At 65.9% G+C, this 15,948-nt stretch carries 12 protein-coding genes and 1 pseudogene; 11 read left to right on the top strand and 2 right to left on the bottom strand.

From position 1 onward, the window contains the following. Positions 1 to 7: 7 nt before the first annotated feature. The 11 genes from hutH to LOY33_RS01695 all read left to right on the top strand — a co-directional run bounded on the left by hutH (position 8) and on the right by LOY33_RS01695 (position 13,926). A complete protein-coding gene (hutH, locus tag LOY33_RS01645; RefSeq protein WP_213606779.1) occupies positions 8 to 1,540 on the top strand; it encodes a histidine ammonia-lyase in 1,533 nt (510 codons plus the stop codon). Between the two features lie 93 nt (positions 1,541 to 1,633). Then, complete coding sequence (locus LOY33_RS01650; RefSeq protein WP_123753321.1) at positions 1,634 to 3,028, top strand: amino acid permease; 1,395 nt, start codon at positions 1,634 to 1,636, stop codon at positions 3,026 to 3,028. 15 nt (positions 3,029 to 3,043) lie between these two features. Continuing rightward, a complete protein-coding gene (gene hutI / locus LOY33_RS01655; protein WP_054915777.1) occupies positions 3,044 to 4,276 on the top strand; it encodes an imidazolonepropionase in 1,233 nt (410 codons plus the stop codon). Next, positions 4,261 to 5,064 (top strand): N-formylglutamate deformylase, encoded by an 804-nt coding sequence (gene hutG / locus LOY33_RS01660; RefSeq protein ID WP_054915776.1) that lies wholly within the window; start codon positions 4,261 to 4,263, stop codon positions 5,062 to 5,064. Before hutI ends, hutG begins: the two co-directional genes overlap by 16 nt. Before the next feature lie 171 nt (positions 5,065 to 5,235). Continuing rightward, positions 5,236 to 6,207 carry a prolyl aminopeptidase gene (gene pip, locus LOY33_RS01665; protein WP_058541644.1) on the top strand — a complete coding sequence of 324 codons (972 nt, stop codon included), beginning with the start codon at positions 5,236 to 5,238 and terminating at the stop codon, positions 6,205 to 6,207. Then, positions 6,204 to 6,641 (top strand): D-aminoacyl-tRNA deacylase, encoded by a 438-nt coding sequence (gene dtd / locus LOY33_RS01670; protein WP_088514678.1) that lies wholly within the window; start codon positions 6,204 to 6,206, stop codon positions 6,639 to 6,641. The genes pip and dtd overlap by 4 nt, the downstream gene beginning before the upstream one ends. 262 nt (positions 6,642 to 6,903) lie before the next feature. Next, a complete protein-coding gene (locus tag LOY33_RS01675) occupies positions 6,904 to 8,619 on the top strand; it encodes a glucan biosynthesis protein G (RefSeq protein WP_080922881.1) in 1,716 nt (571 codons plus the stop codon). Continuing rightward, positions 8,612 to 11,185, top strand: coding sequence for a glucans biosynthesis glucosyltransferase MdoH (gene mdoH / locus LOY33_RS01680; RefSeq protein WP_043862171.1), 2,574 nt, complete (start codon positions 8,612 to 8,614; stop codon positions 11,183 to 11,185). The genes LOY33_RS01675 and mdoH overlap by 8 nt, the downstream gene beginning before the upstream one ends. A gap of 174 nt (positions 11,186 to 11,359) precedes the next feature. Further along, positions 11,360 to 12,160 carry a transporter substrate-binding domain-containing protein gene (locus LOY33_RS01685; protein ID WP_043862230.1) on the top strand — a complete coding sequence of 267 codons (801 nt, stop codon included), beginning with the start codon at positions 11,360 to 11,362 and terminating at the stop codon, positions 12,158 to 12,160. 76 nt (positions 12,161 to 12,236) lie between these two features. Further along, entirely contained in the window at positions 12,237 to 13,199 is a 963-nt protein-coding gene (locus LOY33_RS01690) for an amino acid ABC transporter permease (RefSeq protein ID WP_043862170.1), read from the top strand. Further along, positions 13,192 to 13,926, top strand: coding sequence for an amino acid ABC transporter ATP-binding protein (locus LOY33_RS01695; RefSeq protein WP_043862229.1), 735 nt, complete (start codon positions 13,192 to 13,194; stop codon positions 13,924 to 13,926). Before LOY33_RS01690 ends, LOY33_RS01695 begins: the two co-directional genes overlap by 8 nt. 85 nt (positions 13,927 to 14,011) lie before the next feature. Here the strand turns inward: LOY33_RS01695 and LOY33_RS25960 are convergent, their stop codons facing one another. Both LOY33_RS25960 and LOY33_RS25965 read right to left on the bottom strand, forming a co-directional pair. Then, on the bottom strand, positions 14,012 to 14,884 hold the full coding sequence (locus LOY33_RS25960) for a methyl-accepting chemotaxis protein (protein WP_373874881.1): 873 nt from the start codon (positions 14,882 to 14,884) through the stop codon (positions 14,012 to 14,014). Further along, a pseudogene (locus tag LOY33_RS25965) lies at positions 14,867 to 15,943 on the bottom strand (methyl-accepting chemotaxis protein); the annotation flags it as partial. The gene LOY33_RS25960 and the pseudogene LOY33_RS25965, both read right to left, overlap by 18 nt. Positions 15,944 to 15,948: the final 5 nt, after the last annotated feature.

Consider the following 15,948-nt stretch of genomic DNA (forward strand, 5'->3'; position numbering starts at 1 on the left):
CAATAACGTGACCCAACTGACCCTGAAGCCTGGCACCCTGACCTTGGCTCAGCTGCGTGCGATCTACCAGCAACCGCTGACCCTGCAACTGGACGCCAGCGCCGACCAGCAGATCGAAGACAGCGTGGCCTGCGTCGAGCAGATCCTTGCCGAGGACCGCACCGCCTACGGCATCAATACCGGTTTCGGCCTGCTGGCCTCGACCCGCATCGCCAGCCACGACCTGGAGAACCTGCAGCGCTCGCTGGTGCTGTCCCACGCCGCCGGCGTCGGCGCGCCGCTGGACGACGCCCTGGTGCGCCTGATCATGGTGCTCAAGGTCAACAGCCTGAGCCGTGGTTTTTCCGGCATTCGGCGCAAGGTGATCGACGCGCTGATCGCCCTGATCAACGCCGAGGTCTACCCGCACATTCCGCTCAAGGGCTCGGTGGGCGCCTCCGGCGACCTCGCACCGCTGGCGCACATGTCGCTGGTGCTGCTGGGCGAAGGCAAGGCCCGCCACAAGGGCCAATGGCTGTCGGCCACCGAAGCGCTGGCGGTGGCCGGCCTCGAACCGCTGACCCTGGCTGCCAAGGAGGGCCTGGCCCTGCTCAACGGCACCCAGGCGTCCACTGCCTATGCGCTGCGCGGGCTGTTCGAAGGCGAAGACCTGTTCGCTGCCGCCGTCGCCTGCGGCAGCCTCACCGTCGAAGCGGTGCTGGGCTCGCGCTCGCCCTTCGATGACCGCATTCATCAGGCCCGCGGCCAGCGTGGCCAGATCGACTCGGCCGCCTGCTACCGCGACCTGCTGGGCGACGGCAGCGAAGTGTCGGCCTCGCACCAGAACTGCGGCAAGGTGCAGGACCCGTACTCCCTGCGTTGCCAGCCACAGGTGATGGGCGCCTGTCTGACCCAGTTGCGCCAGGCCGCCGAGGTACTGGTGGTGGAGGCCAACGCGGTGTCCGACAACCCGCTGGTATTCGCCAAGGAGGGTGACGTGATCTCCGGTGGCAACTTCCACGCCGAGCCGGTGGCCATGGCCGCCGACAACATGGCCCTGGCCATCGCCGAAATCGGTTCGCTGAGCGAGCGGCGCATCTCGCTGATGATGGACAAGCACATGTCGCAGTTGCCGCCGTTCCTGGTGGCCAATGGCGGGGTCAACTCCGGCTTCATGATCGCCCAGGTCACCGCCGCCGCGCTGGCCAGCGAGAACAAGGCGCTGGCGCATCCGCACAGCGTCGACAGCATTCCCACCTCGGCCAACCAGGAAGACCACGTGTCGATGGCCCCGGCCGCCGGCAAGCGCCTGTGGGAAATGGCCGAGAACACCCGCGGTGTGCTGGCCGTGGAATGGCTGGCCGCCTGCCAGGGCCTGGACCTGCGCACCGGCCTCAAGACCTCGCCCAAGCTGGAGCAGGCGCGCCAGGCCCTGCGCGGCCAGGTCGCGCACTACGACAAGGACCGTTTCTTCGCCCCCGACATCGAGGCGGCCATCGCCCTGCTGGCCGCGGGCACGCTGACCGGCCTGCTGCCGGCCAAGGTGCTGCCCAGCCTCTGACGCCACCGGCTGGCCGTGCAGGCCAGCCGTCTGCCGCGCGAACCCTGGCGGGTTCGCGCTGCTTTTCGCCTACAAAAAAAACAGGAACGCGAAATGCAATCTCAAGCACAAGGTCTCAAGCGCGGGCTTACGGCCCGGCACATTCGATTCATGGCACTGGGCTCGGCCATCGGCACCGGGCTGTTCTACGGTTCGGCCGCGGCCATCCAGATGGCCGGCCCGGCGGTGTTGCTGGCCTACCTGATCGGCGGCGCGGCGGTGTTCATGGTGATGCGTGCACTGGGTGAAATGGCCGTGCACAACCCGGTGTCCGGCTCGTTCGGCAAATACGCCAGCACCTACCTGGGGCCCATGGCCGGCTTCGTGCTGGGCTGGACCTACGCCTTTGAAATGATCATCGTGTGCCTGGCCGACGTCACGGCCTTCGGCATCTACATGGGCTTCTGGTTTCCCGAGGTGGCGCGCTGGGTGTGGGTGCTGGGCATCGTGTTCCTGATCGGCGGGCTCAACCTGTGCAACGTCAAGGTGTTCGGCGAGATGGAGTTCTGGCTGTCGTTGCTCAAGGTCGGCGCGATCGTGGCGATGATACTGGCCGGTTTCGGCATCATGGCCTTCGGCCTGGCCAATGCCGAGGCGGGCAACACGGTGGGCATCGGCAACCTGTTCGATCACGGCGGCTTCATGCCCAACGGTGTCGGCGGCCTGATCGCCTCGTTCGCGGTGGTGATGTTCGCCTTCGGCGGCATCGAGATCATCGGTATCACCGCCGGTGAAGCCAAGGACCCGCAGCGCGTGATCCCCAAGGCGATCAACGCCGTGCCGCTGCGCATCCTGCTGTTCTATGTGCTCACCCTGTTCGTGCTGATGTGCCTGTACCCCTGGCCGCAGATCGGCAGCCAGGGCAGCCCGTTCGTGCAGATCTTCAGCAACCTGGGGATCGGTTCGGCGGCCACGGTGCTCAACATCGTGGTGATCTCGGCGGCGGTGTCGGCCATCAACAGCGATATCTTCGGTGCCGGGCGCATGATGTACGGCCTGGCCGAGCAGGGCCACGCGCCCAAGGGCTTCTCGAAGATCTCGCGCCACGGCGTGCCGTGGATGACCGTGCTGGTGATGGGCGCTGCGCTGCTCGGTGGCGTGGTGCTCAACTACCTGATTCCGGAAAACGTGTTCCTGCTGATCGCCTCCATTGCCACCTTTGCTACGGTATGGGTGTGGCTGATGATCCTGGTGACCCAGGTGGCCATGCGCCGCAGCATGAGCCGCGAAGAGGTCGCGCAACTGAAGTTCCCGGTACCGTTCTGGCCGTATGGGCCGGCCGCAGCCATCGCCTTCATGCTGTTCGTGTTCGGCGTGCTGGGCTACTTCCCCGACACCCAGGCGGCGTTGATCGTCGGCGTGGTGTGGGTGGTGTTCCTGGTGGCCGCCTACTGGCTGTGGTGCAAGCCGCGTGGCACGGTCACGCAGCCGGTGTCGACGCCTCAATAGTTACGGAGACTGTGCATGAAAACCCTCTGGCAGCACTGCCATGTGGCAAGCATGGCGCACGGCGCCTACTCGATCATCGAGGACGCGGCCATTGTCACCTGCGCCGGGCGCATCGAATGGATCGGCCCGCGCCAGGCGCTGGCAGACCCGGTGCCTGACAGCACGGTCGACCTGGGCGGTGCCTGGGTCACCCCCGGGCTGATCGACTGCCACACCCACGCGGTGTTCGGCGGCAACCGCAGCGGCGAGTTCGAACAGCGCCTGCAAGGCGTGAGCTACGCCGAGATCGCCGCCCAGGGGGGTGGCATCGCCAGCACCGTGCGCGCCACCCGCGCCGCCAGCGAAGACGAGCTATATGCCAGCGCCCTGCGCCGGGTGCAGGCCCTGATGCGCGATGGTGTGACCACCCTGGAGATCAAGTCCGGCTATGGCCTGGACCTGGACAACGAGCGCAAGATGCTCAAGGTGGCGCGCCGGCTCGGCGAAACGCTGCCGCTGACCGTGCGCAGCACCTGCCTGGCGGCGCATGCCTTGCCGCCCGAGTACGCCGAGCGCGCCGACGACTACATCACTCACATCTGCGAGCAGATGCTCCCGGCGCTGGCTGGCGAAGGGCTGGTGGATGCGGTGGATGCGTTCTGCGAATACCTGGCGTTTTCGCCGGCGCAGGTCGAGCGGGTGTTTCTCAAGGCCCGCGAGCTGGGCCTGCCGGTCAAGCTGCATGCCGAGCAGCTGTCGTCGCTGCACGGTTCGAGCCTGGCGGCGCGCTACCAGGCACTGTCGGCCGATCACCTGGAGTTCATGGACGAGGCCGATGCCATCGCCATGGCCCAGGCCGGTACGGTGGCGGTGCTGCTGCCGGGGGCGTTCTACTTCTTGCGCGAAACCCAGCTGCCGCCGATGGACGCGCTGCGCAGGCACGGCGTGAAGATCGCGATTGCCAGCGACCTCAACCCCGGCACCTCGCCGGCCTTGTCGCTGCGCCTGATGCTGAACATGGCCTGCACCCTGTTTCGCATGACCCCCGAAGAAGCCCTGGCCGGTGTCACCGTGCATGCCGCCACGGCGTTGGGGCTGGGCGACAGCCATGGCTCGCTGGAGGTCGGCAAGGTGGCCGACTTCGTGGCCTGGGACATCGAACGGCCGGCAGACCTGGCCTACTGGCTGGGCGGCGACCTGCACAAGCGGGTGGTGCGCCACGGCGTTGAACTGACCGATAAAGGGGAGGCTGCATGGACAAGGTCGTGAGTTTTCACCAGGGTACGCTGCCGCTGCTGGTCAGCATTCCCCATGCCGGGCTCAGGCTGACCCCGGCGGTCGAGGCCGGGCTGGTGGACGAGGCCAGGGGCCTGCCGGACACCGACTGGCACATTCCGCGCCTGTACGCCTTTGCCCGTGAGCTGGGCGCCAGCGTGGTGGTGGGCGAGTATTCGCGCTTCGTCATCGACCTGAACCGGCCCGAGGATGACCAGCCACTGTATGCCGGCGCCACCACCGGGCTGTTCCCGGCCACGCTGTTCGAAGGGCAGCCGCTGTTCAAGGCGGGGCTGGAGCCGAGTGCGGCCGAGCGGGCGGGCTACCTGGAGGCCATCTGGCGGCCGTATCACGACACCCTCACCGGCGAGCTGGCGCGCCTGCGCGAGCAGTTCGGCTACGCGTTGCTGTGGGATGCACACTCGATCCGCTCGGTGATCCCTCACCTGTTCGACGGCACGTTGCCGGACTTCAACATCGGCACCTTCAATGGCGCGAGCTGCGACGCGGCGCTGGCCGAGCGGGTCAGGGCGGTGGCGGCCGGCGCGCAGGGCTACAGCCATGTGCTCAACGGGCGCTTCAAGGGCGGGCACATCACCCGTCACTATGGCGCCCCGGCCAACAACGTGCATGCGGTGCAGATGGAACTGGCGCAGTGCAACTACATGGAGGAGGTGGCGCCGTTCACCTACCGCGACGATCTGGCGCAGCCGACCCAGCGGGTGCTGGAGCAGATGCTGGTGGCGATGCTGGGGTGGGGGCGCGAGCGTTACCCGGCATAGGACCGCGGCGCTGCCTTCGCCGGCAAGGCCGGCTCCTGCAGACGGTTGCGAACCGTTAGGAGCCGGCCTTGCCGGCGAAGGGGCCCGAAAGCCGAACACAGGTACATGCTCAAAGCGCATTTCGGGTTTATGATGCCCAACGGCAGCCTATTTCCCCACACGGAGTGCGTAATGCAGACCTTGTACCCGCAGATCAAACCCTACGCCCGGCACGATCTGGCCGTGGAAGCACCGCATGTACTGTACGTCGATGAAAGCGGTTCCCCGGAAGGTCTGCCCGTGCTGTTCATTCATGGCGGCCCGGGCGCCGGCTGCGATGCGCAAAGCCGCTGCTATTTCGACCCCAACCTGTACCGCATCGTCACCTTCGACCAGCGCGGCTGCGGTCGCTCCACCCCGCACGCGAGCCTGGAGAACAACACCACCCAGGCCCTGATCGAAGACATCGAGCGTATCCGTGAGCACCTGAACATCGAAAAATGGGTGCTGTTCGGCGGTTCCTGGGGGTCGACCCTGGCCCTGGCCTACGCCCAGACCCACCCCGAGCGCGTGCACGGGCTGATCCTGCGCGGCATCTTCCTGTGCCGCCCGCAGGAAATCGAATGGTTCTACCAGGCGGGTGCCAGCCGACTGTTCCCCGACTACTGGCAGGATTACATCGCGCCGATCCCCGCCGACGAGCGCGACGACCTGGTCAAGGCCTTCCACAAGCGCCTTACCGGCAACGACCAGATCGCCCAGATGCATGCGGCCAAGGCCTGGTCCACCTGGGAGGGCCGCACCGCGACGCTGCGTCCCAACCCGCTGGTGGTCGACCGCTTCTCCGAGCCGCAACGCGCCCTGTCGATTGCCCGCATCGAATGCCACTACTTCATGAACAACGCGTTCCTGGAGCCCGACCAGCTGATCCGCGACATGCCGCGTATCGCCCACCTGCCGGCGGTGATCGTGCACGGTCGCTATGACGTGATCTGCCCGCTGGACAACGCCTGGGCGCTGCACCAGGCCTGGCCCAACAGCGAGCTGAAAGTGATTCGCGACGCCGGCCACGCCGCCTCCGAGCCCGGCATCACCGATGCGCTGGTGCGCGCCGCCGACCAGATGGCCCGGCGCCTGCTCGACCTGCCGCTGGAAGAAGCGTGAAGGGCCTGCTGCAACGCGCGCGTGGCGCGCGGGTAGAGGTCGACGGCGAGATCGTCGGGTCCATCGACCAGGGCCTGCTGGTGCTGGTCGCCGTCGAGCCCGGCGACACCCCGGCCCACGCCGACAAGCTGCTGCACAAGCTGCTCAACTACCGGGTGTTCAGCGACCCCCAGGGCAAGATGAACCTGTCGCTCAAGGACATCGACGGCGGCCTGCTGCTCGTATCGCAGTTCACCCTGGCTGCCGACACCCAGAGCGGCCTGCGTCCGAGCTTTTCCACCGCCGCGCCACCGGCACTCGGTGCCGAACTGTTCGATTACCTGCTGGCCCAGGCGAGGCTCAAGCACCCCACGGTGGCGAGCGGGCGTTTCGGTGCGGACATGCAGGTTCACCTGGTCAATGATGGCCCTGTGACATTTATGCTACAAATATGAAGGTGAAAAGGCCGCTGCTTGCATGAAAACAGCGGCTTTTCAGCATAAATAGTTGCTTGGCCCTGATGCGTTGTAACGCGGCCTGCTGGATAATCGCGCGAAATGTGGGCCTGCGTTCGCAGGCCCGTTTTACTCTGACTTGAGCATCGTCCGGAACCGTTTGGGGAATCATTGTGCCCTTTCGGAGTCCGAACAGTGCTCGCCAACCCGGCATACGTCGCTGGCCGTTGGTTCTTTGATCTGTTTTCGGCGAGGGTTGCTCGTGATTGTAAGTCCCTGTAATGCACCAAGAACTTCCGCCAATCGGCTGCGCAAGGCCTTCGTGGCAGCCTCTGCACTGGTCTGCCTGCTCAGCGCGGGCCAGCTCTGGGCGTTCAACCTCGACGACGTGGCAGCCAAGGCCAAAGACCTGGCCGGGCAGAAGTACGAAGCACCCAAGAGCAACCTGCCGGCCGTGTTCCGTGACATGAAGTACGGCGACTACCAGAAGATCCGCTTCCTGCAGGACAAGGCCGAGTGGGCCCAGGACAAGACCCCGTTCAAGCTGTCGTTCTACCACCAGGGCATGCACTTCGACACGCCGGTGCGCATCAACGAAGTCACCGCCAACAAGGTGCAGGAGATCAAGTACGACCCGAGCCGCTTCGACTTCGGCGACGTGCAGTTCGACCCCAAGGCCACCGACAAGCTCGGCTACGCCGGCTTTCGCGTGCTGTACCCGATCAACAAAGCCGACAAGCAGGATGAAATCATGACCCTGCTTGGCGCCAGCTATTTCCGCGTGGTCGGCAAGGGCCATGTGTATGGCCTGTCGGCCCGTGGCCTGGCCATCGACACCGCGCTGCCGTCGGGCGAGGAGTTCCCGCGCTTCACCGAGTTCTGGGTCGAGAAGCCCAAGCCGACCGACAAGCACCTGGTGATCTACGCGCTGCTCGATTCGCCGCGCTCCACCGGCGCCTACAAGCTGACCCTGCGCCCGGGCACCGACACCATCGTCGACGTCAAGTCCAGGGTGTACCTGCGTGACCACGTCAGCCGCCTGGGCATCGCCCCGCTGACCAGCATGTTCCTGTTCGGCGGCAACCAGCCGTCCAAGGTGCCCAACTACCGCCCTGCGCTGCACGACTCCGAAGGCCTGTCGATCCATGCGGCCAACGGCGAATGGCTGTGGCGCCCGCTCAACAACCCCAAGCACCTGGCCGTGAGCAACTTCAGCGTCGAGAACCCGCGTGGTTTCGGCCTGCTGCAGCGCCAGCGCGAGTTCAGCCAGTTCGAAGACCTCGACGACAACTACCAGAAGCGCCCGAGCGCCTGGATCGAGCCGAGCGGCGACTGGGGCAAGGGCACCGTCGACCTGGTCGAGATCCCGACCGCCGACGAGACCAACGACAACATCGTGGCCTTCTGGAGCCCGGAAAAACTGCCTGAGCCCGGTGTGGCATCCGAATTCAACTACCGCCTGCACTGGACCATCGACGAGTCCGAGTTCCACTCGCCGAACCTGGGCTGGGTCAAGCAGACCCTGCGCTCCACCGGTGACGTCAAGCAGTCCAACCTGATCCGCCAGCCCGATGGCAGCATCGCCTTCCTGGTCGACTTCGAGGGCCCGGTGCTGGCCGCCCTGCCGGAAGATGCCAACGTGCGCAGCCAGGTGACCACCGACGACAACGCCGAAGTGGTCGAGAACAACCTGCGCTACAACCCCGAGATCAAGGGCTGGCGCCTGACCCTGCGCCTGAAGGTCAAAGACCCGAGCAAGGCCACCGAAATGCGCGCCGCGCTGCTGCGCGACGTACCGGTCGAACAGCCCAAGCCGGCCAAGCCTGCCAAGCAGGACAAGGCCGCTGCCAAGCACGCCAAGCAGGAAAAACCTGCCCAGCCGCCAGCCGCCGATGCGGCGACCACCACCGGGGCACCGGCCACCACCGAACAGGTGTTGACCGAGACCTGGAGCTATCAGTTGCCTGCCGATGAGTAACTCTTCACAAAGGCCGGAATCGCTTGGCGAGTACCTGGCCCATCTGCCCCTGAGCGACGAGCAGCGCGCCGAACTGGCCAGCTGCAATTCGTTCAGTGAGCTGCACCGACGCCTGTCGGCGCAGCCGCCGGTGGGTGAAAACGGTTCGGTACAGGGTTCGGTGGGCAGCCGCCTGACCCTGGACAGCGCCGCGGAACTGGAAGAGGCCGAGATGCTCGCCCTCGACGCCAGTGGCCGGGTGTGCCTGAAGGCCACCCCGCCGATCCACCGCACCCGGGTGATCCCCGAGCCATGGCGCACCAACATCCTGGTGCGCGCCTGGCGCCGGGTCACCGGACGTACCAACGCGCCGGCGCCTGAACAGCGCGAGCTGCCCAAGGCGCGCTGGCGCTGGGTGGGTTCGATGCGCCGCTACATCCTGCTGGCGTTGATGCTCGGCCAGACCGTGGTCGCCGGCTGGTACATGAAGGGCATCCTGCCGTACCAGGGCTGGTCGTTCGTCGACCTCGACGAAATCATGCACCAGTCGTTCATGCAGACCGTCACCCAGGTTTGGCCATATGCGCTGCAGACCAGCATCCTGATCCTGTTCGGCATTCTGTTCTGCTGGGTGTCGGCCGGTTTCTGGACCGCGCTGATGGGCTTTCTGGAACTGCTCACCGGGCGTGACAAGTACCGGATCTCTGGCAGCAGCGCCGGCAACGAGCCGATCGAGGCCGGGGCGCGCACCGCACTGGTGATGCCGATCTGCAACGAAGACGTGGCCCGGGTGTTCGCCGGCCTGCGTGCGACCTTCGAGTCGGTGGCGGCCACGGGCAACCTGGACCGCTTCGACTTCTTCGTGCTCAGCGACACCAACGACACCGACATCGCCGTGGCCGAACAGCAGGCCTGGCTGGACGTATGCCGCGAGGCCAAGGGCTTCGGGCGCATCTTCTACCGTCGCCGTCGTCGCCGGGTCAAACGCAAGAGCGGCAACCTCGACGACTTCTGCCGTCGCTGGGGCGCGGACTACCGCTACATGGTGGTACTCGACGCCGACAGCGTGATGAGCGGCGAATGCCTCACCAGCCTGGTGCGGCTGATGGAAGCCAACCCCGACGCCGGGATCATCCAGACCGCGCCCAAGGCGTCGGGCATGGATACCCTGTATGCGCGCATGCAGCAGTTCGCCACCCGGGTGTACGGCCCGCTGTTCACCGCCGGCCTGCACTTCTGGCAGCTGGGCGAGTCGCACTACTGGGGCCACAACGCGATCATCCGCATGAAACCCTTCATCGAGCACTGCGCCCTGGCGCCGTTGCCGGGCAAGGGCGCCTTCGCCGGTGCGATCCTGTCCCACGACTTCGTCGAAGCCGCACTGATGCGCCGTGCCGGCTGGGGCGTGTGGATCGCCTATGACCTGCCGGGCAGCTATGAAGAGTTGCCGCCCAACCTGCTCGACGAGCTCAAGCGCGATCGGCGCTGGTGCCACGGCAACCTGATGAACTTCCGCCTGTTCCTGGTCAAGGGCATGCACCCGGTGCACCGTGCGGTGTTCCTCACCGGGGTGATGTCGTACCTGTCGGCGCCGCTGTGGTTCTTCTTCCTGGTGCTGTCGACCGCGCTGCTGGCGACCAACACCCTGATGGAGCCGCAGTACTTCCTCGAACCGCGTCAGCTCTACCCGCTGTGGCCGCAGTGGCACCCGGAAAAAGCCATCGCGCTGTTCTCCACCACCATCGTGCTGCTGTTCCTGCCCAAGCTGCTGAGCATCATCCTGATCTGGGCCAAGGGCGCCAAGGAGTTCGGCGGGCGCATCAAGGTCACCCTGTCGATGCTGCTGGAGATGCTGTTCTCCATGCTGCTGGCGCCGGTACGCATGATCTTCCACACCCGCTTCGTGCTGGCCGCGTTCCTGGGCTGGGCCGCGACCTGGAACTCGCCACAGCGTGACGACGACTCCACCCCGTGGAGCGAAGCGGTGCGCCGGCATGGCCCGCAGACCCTGCTGGGCGTGGCCTGGGCGCTGCTGGTGGCGTGGCTGAACCCAAGCTTTCTGTGGTGGCTGGTGCCGATCGTGGGCTCGCTGATGCTGTCGATCCCGGTGTCGGTGATTTCCAGCCGCACCAACCTGGGCCTGCGCGCCAAGGACGAGAAGCTGTTCCTGATCCCTGAGGAATACGCCACGCCGCAGGAGCTGCTGGCCACCGACCAGTACACCCACGAAAACCGCTGGCATGCGCTGAAGGACGGTTTTGTGCGGGCCGTGGTCGACCCGCAACAGAACGCCCTGGCCTGTGCCCTGGCGACCGCGCGCCATGGCGTGGCGGAGGTGGTCGAGCGCAACCGCGCCGAGCGCATCGCCAAGGCTCTGGAAGTCGGCCCGGCCGCGCTGGATGGCGCCACGCGCCTGGCGCTGCTCAGCGACCCGGTCGCCCTGGCACGGCTGCACAGCCGCGTGTGGGCCGAAGACAACCGCGCCTGGCTGGATGTGTGGCGTGAGTCGATTGCCAACGACCCGCACTCGCCGCTGTTGCCGCTGCACCCGCAGCACGAGGGGCAGGCCGCACTCGCCGGGGCCTGATCTGCGGGCCCCTTCGCCAGCAACGCTGGCTCCTACAGGTCATCCGTGCCGTTGTAGGAGCCGGCTTTGCCGGCGATGTTTCACTCCTTTTTCTGATACCAACAACGCCCCCCATGCGTTAGCATCCCCCCGATAATAAAACTCGAAGTTTTCCTGCTGGGGGATCTGGTGATGATGAAAAAGTATCTGTCGATGCTGATGATCGGCGTCGCGGCACTGATGACGGTGAACGCTGCACAGGCAGCCGGCGCCATCGATGACGCGGTCAAGCGCGGCACCTTGCGCGTAGGCATGGACCCTACCTACATGCCGTTCCAGATGACCAACAAGCGTGGCGAGATCATCGGCTTCGAAGTCGATATCCTCAAGGCCATGGCCAAGTCCATGGGCGTCAAGCTGGAAACCGTCTCCACCGCCTACGACGGCATCATCCCGGCCCTGATGACCGACAAGTTCGACATGATCGGCAGCGGCATGACCCTGACCCAGGAGCGCAACCTCAAGCTCAACTTCAGCGAACCCTTCATCGTGGTCGGTCAGACCCTGCTGATCCGCAAGGAGCTGGCCGGCGAGATCAAGACCTACAAGGACCTGAACAACGAGAAGTACCGCCTGACTTCCAAGCTCGGCACCACCGGTGAAATGGTCGCCAAGAAGCTGATCGGCAAGGCCAAGTACCACGGCTACGACAACGAGCAGGAAGCGGTGATGGACGTGGTCAACGGCAAGGCCGACGCCTTCGTCTACGACGCCCCGTACAACGTGGTGGCAGTGAACAAGGCCGGCGCCGGCAAGCTGCTGTTCCTCGACGAGCCGTTCACCTTCGAACCGCTGGCCTTCGGCCTGAAGAAGGGCGACTACGACAGCCTGAACTTCATCAACAACTTCCTGCACCAGATCAAGCACGACGGCACCTACGATCGAATCCACGACAAGTGGTTCAAGGACACCGCCTGGCTGAAGGACATGGAATAAGGCCGCGGCCCCACGCCCGGTTCGAAACCCGACGCGCAGGCTGGCCCTGCGCGTTCGCTTTTACGGAAGTACCCCCGTGATCAAACACAAGAAAGCCCAGTGGCCCTGGCATGGGCTGACGGCGCTGGTCCTGATCGGCCTGGCGCTGAGCCTGTATTACGCAACCTCGGTGATCTCCTACGAGTGGCGCTGGAACCGCGTGCCGCAGTACTTTGCCTATCAGGCCGAAGTTGCCCAGCGCGCCGCCGAAAACGGCGTGATCGAGGCGATCGAGCGCAAGGGCGACATGGCCCGCGTCACCTTGCGTGACGAGAGCGGCGCCGAACAGGTGCTGAACGTCGAGCAGGCCAGCCTGCAGATGGACCGTGGCGACGACGTGGCCGAGGGCGACCTGATCGGCGTGACCCACCAGTGGGCCGCCGGGCCGCTGGCCTGGGGCCTGTTCACCACCTTGTGGATCTCGGTGGCGGCGGGGGTGCTGGGGTTGGTGATCGGCCTGTTCGCCGGCCTGTGCCGGTTGTCCAGCAACCCGACCCTGCGCGACCTGTCGACGGTGTATGTGGAGCTGGTGCGCGGCACGCCGCTGCTGGTGCAGATCTTCATCTTCTACTTCTTCATCGGCACCGTGCTCAACCTGTCCCGCGAGTTTGCCGGGGTGGCGGCACTGGCGCTGTTCACCGGCGCCTATGTCGCCGAGATCGTGCGCGCCGGGGTGCAGTCGATTGCCCGCGGCCAGGGCGAGGCGGCCCGTTCGCTGGGCCTGAGCGCCGGCCAGTCGATGCGCCACGTGGTATTGCCGCAGGCGTTCAAGCGCGTGCTGCCGCCGCTGGCCGGGCAGTTCATCAGCCTGGTCAAGGACACCTCGCTGGTGTCGGTGATCGCCATCACCGAACTGACCAAGAGTGGCCGCGAGGCGATCACCACCTCGTTCTCCACGTTCGAGATCTGGTTCTGCGTCGCCGGGCTGTACCTGCTGATCAACCTGCCGCTGTCGCATTTCGCCAGCCGGCTCGAGCGGAGGCTTGCGCAAAGTGATTGAAGTCCGTGACCTGGTAAAAGTCTTCGACACCCGTGGGCAGGTGGTGCGTGCGGTGGATCACGTCAGTACCGACGTGGCCAAGGGCGAAGTGCTGGTGGTGCTGGGCCCGTCGGGCTCGGGCAAGTCGACCTTCCTGCGCTGCCTCAACGGCCTGGAAACCTTCGACGAGGGCACCGTGGCCATCGACGGCCTGCAACTGGCCGACCCGAAGACCGACGTGAATGCCTACCGGCGTGAAGTCGGCATGGTGTTCCAGCACTTCAACCTGTTCCCGCACATGACCGTGCTGGAGAACCTGTGCCTGGCGCAGAAGGTGGTGCGCAAGCGTGGCAAGGCCGAGCGTGAGGCCAAGGCGCGTGCGTTGCTGGAGAAGGTGGGCATTGCGCAGAAGGCCAACGAGTTTCCCTCGCGCCTGTCTGGTGGCCAGCAACAGCGCGTGGCGATTGCCCGTGCGCTGGCGATGGAGCCGAAGGTGATGCTGTTCGACGAGCCGACCTCGGCGCTGGACCCGGAGATGGTTGGCGAGGTGCTGGACGTGATGAAGACCCTGGCCCTGGAAGGCATGACCATGGTCTGTGTGACCCACGAAATGGGCTTTGCCCGGGAAGTGGCGGACCGCGTGCTGTTTTTCGACCACGGCAAGTTGCTGGAAGATTCGCCACCGGAGGCGTTCTTCACTGCGCCGAAGGACCCACGAGCCCAGGCGTTCCTGCGCCAGGTGCTGTAACCGCAGCGTGGCCTTCGCCAGCAAGGCTGGCTCCTGCAGGGTTTCGCCGTACCTGCAGGAGCCAGCCGTGCTGGCGAAGAGGCCGTTACAGGCTGAACCGCCCGACCAACGTCTGCAACTGCCCCCCCAGCCGCGCCAGCTCCACGCTCGACGCCGCAGTCTGCTGGCTCGCCGTGGTCGTCTGATCGGCAATATCCCTCACCGTCATCACATTGCGGTTGATCTCCTCGGCCACCGAGCTCTGCTCTTCACTGGCCGTGGCGATCTGCTGGTTCATGCCCTGGATGCTCGACACTGTCTCGGTGATCTGCCCCAGCGCCGCGCCCGCCCGCCGGCTCAGTTCGACGCTGTCGCGGCTCAGGTCGCGGCTGCTGTCGAGCAGGTGCACCACCTGCGCCGTACCACTGTGCAGGTTGCCGATCAGCTCCTCGATCTCCTCGGTGGACTGCTGGGTACGCTGGGCCAGGCCGCGCACTTCATCGGCCACCACCGCAAAACCACGCCCGGCCTCGCCCGCCCGCGCAGCCTCGATGGCGGCATTGAGCGCCAGCAGGTTGGTCTGCGACGAAACCGACTTGATCACATCCAGGATGCTGCCGATACGCTCGCTCTCCTGGGCCAGCTGCTGCATGGCCAGGATCGACTCCTCCACCTGCCTGGCCAACTGCTCGATCTGCCCGATGGCGTCGTTGACCACCTGGTTGCCTTCGCGCGCCTGGCTGTCTGCGGCAGTGGCTGCCGCCGAGGCGAACTCGGCGTTGCGCGCCACCTCCAGTACCGTGGCGGCCATCTCGTTCATCGCGGTGGCCACCTGGTCGGTCTCGTCCTTCTGGTTGCCGGTCATCACCTGGGTGCGCTCGGCGACACTCGACAGCTCGCCCACCGCAGCGGTCAGCTGGCCGGTGCCCTGGCCGATGCCACCGATCAGCTCGCGCAGGCTCAGGGCCATCTGCTGCATGCTGTTCTGCAACTGCCCCAGCTCATCCTGGCGTGATACCCGCAGGTCGCTGCGCAGGTCGCCCTTGGCGATGCATTGCGCCGCTTGCAGGGTGCGTCTGAGCGGTTCGGTGATCTGGCGCGTGATCAGCCACGCGGCCAGGCTGCCGAGTACCAGCGCCAGCAAGGCGATGACGCTGAGCATGCTGCGTGCCTCGAGGGCTTCTTCGTCGCGCAGCTGGATCTGGTGTCGGGTCAGTACGCGACTGGCATCGCGCAGCTGGTTGCCCATGGTCTCCAGCCCGCCCTGAAGCTGCTCTACCGCAATGGCGGCCTGGCGGTATCGGTCCAGCAACTGCACATAGCTGGCGAGCGCGGCGGTAGTGGCCTGCAGGTCGCTGGGCGGCAGGTTGCGCCTCAGATCGGCCAGGCTGGCCTGGGCGGCGCCGAGCGCGCTGGCACCCACCTGCTCGAAGGCACTCAGCGGGCTGAAGGTATAGGCCGGGGCGCGGCTTTGCTGGCCGGCGGTCTCGATGTGTCGTGCAAGCGTTGCGAACAGGCGCTGCTCCGAGGCCTGCCGTTCGCTGCCCTGGCGCTCGCCCAGCAGGGTCTTCTGCTCCAGCGTGTCGATGCCGTCGAGCAGGCGCTGCTCCTGTTCACGCAGGGCGGTTTCGTGCGTATGGCGCGTGCCGACGGCCTGCTGCAAGGTGTCGAAGTCGCGCACGAACTGGGCGACCACCTGCTGATTGGCCGTGATCACCTGGCGGTCGGCCGCATCGTCGAACTGCCCCAGCATGCTCTGCAGCAGGCGTTCCAGTTCGGTCAGGGTCGCGCTGATCCTGCGCCTGCTCTCGTCGTCCGCCAGCACCCGGTAGGTGATGCGCTCGGCACGCAGGTCCTTGCTCAGGTCGTTGATCGCGGCAATCTGGGTGAGGCGCTGCGAGCTGTCGATGGATTCGTTCAGTGCATGCCAGCCGCCCAGGGTGGTCGCCAGCGTCAGCAGCAGGACGCTGGCAAATCCCAGGGCCAGCTTGAGCCTGACGCTCAGGTTGCCAAGCATCCGGTACAAAGGTGCGAACATGACGG

This window comes from Pseudomonas sp. B21-036 (genome assembly GCF_024748925.1).
Lineage (GTDB): Bacteria > Pseudomonadota > Gammaproteobacteria > Pseudomonadales > Pseudomonadaceae > Aquipseudomonas > Aquipseudomonas palmensis.

What these genes read in the sequence shown, in the direction of transcription:
- LOY33_RS01685 (WP_043862230.1), top strand. Translation starts at nt 11,360, where the DNA reads ATGAAAAAGTATCTGTCGATGCTGATGATCGGCGTCGCGGCACTGATG.
- pip (WP_058541644.1), top strand. Translation starts at nt 5,236, where the DNA reads ATGCAGACCTTGTACCCGCAGATCAAACCCTACGCCCGGCACGATCTG.
- LOY33_RS01650 (WP_123753321.1), top strand. Translation starts at nt 1,634, where the DNA reads ATGCAATCTCAAGCACAAGGTCTCAAGCGCGGGCTTACGGCCCGGCAC.
- hutG (WP_054915776.1), top strand. Translation starts at nt 4,261, where the DNA reads ATGGACAAGGTCGTGAGTTTTCACCAGGGTACGCTGCCGCTGCTGGTC.
- hutI (WP_054915777.1), top strand. Translation starts at nt 3,044, where the DNA reads ATGAAAACCCTCTGGCAGCACTGCCATGTGGCAAGCATGGCGCACGGC.
- mdoH (WP_043862171.1), top strand. Translation starts at nt 8,612, where the DNA reads ATGAGTAACTCTTCACAAAGGCCGGAATCGCTTGGCGAGTACCTGGCC.
- LOY33_RS25960 (WP_373874881.1), bottom strand. Translation starts at nt 14,884, where the DNA reads ATGCAGCAGATGGCCCTGAGCCTGCGCGAGCTGATCGGTGGCATCGGC.